This window comes from Collinsella aerofaciens, assembly GCF_032584215.1.
In the GTDB taxonomy this organism is placed as follows: Bacteria; Actinomycetota; Coriobacteriia; order Coriobacteriales; family Coriobacteriaceae; genus Collinsella.
The window spans coordinates 1-468 of sequence record NZ_JAWHPN010000091.1 but is presented as its reverse complement, the minus strand read 5'-3'; the positions used below and the strand labels follow the sequence as shown (position 1 = coordinate 468).

The window sequence follows — 468 nt, the reverse complement described above, 5'->3', positions numbered from 1 at the left end:
AGACGTGTAGAAGAGACAGATGGATCACGCTCTACTTGATCGATCCATATTAGATTCTGCCGACTTCTCCGGACATGGTCTCACCGTACCTGGATTTCCCGTACCTGGTGAACCCGTACCAGGCGGCTGCTCATAGATCAGATACTCGATGTCCTGGATCTGCCCGCCGGGCCCCCGGAGCTGACGGCGGATCACGTAGCCCTCCTTCTCCAGCTCCCGCAGGGCACCCCGGATGGCGTCCACGCCCTCCCGGCAGATGGCGGCCAGGCCCAGGGTGCTGTAGTTCCAGTCCTCCGGCAGGGACAGCATCATGGACAGCAGCCCCTTGGCCTTCAGGGTCAGCCGCTTGTCCCGCAGATGGTGGTTGCTCATGACGGTGAAGTCACGGGTACGCTCCACACGAAAGACAGCCATTGTGTTCATTCCTCCTTTCGGACGGCATGACAAAGCCGCGGCACCCGGTTGGGA

General features: G+C 60.9%; 1 protein-coding gene. It reads right to left on the bottom strand.

What is annotated here, in order from left to right; translation table 11 throughout:
- Window positions 1-24 precede the first annotated feature (24 nt).
- The coding region (locus RX395_RS09890) for a helix-turn-helix domain-containing protein (RefSeq protein ID WP_457921684.1) at window positions 25-468 on the bottom strand (444 nt) is incomplete at its 5' end.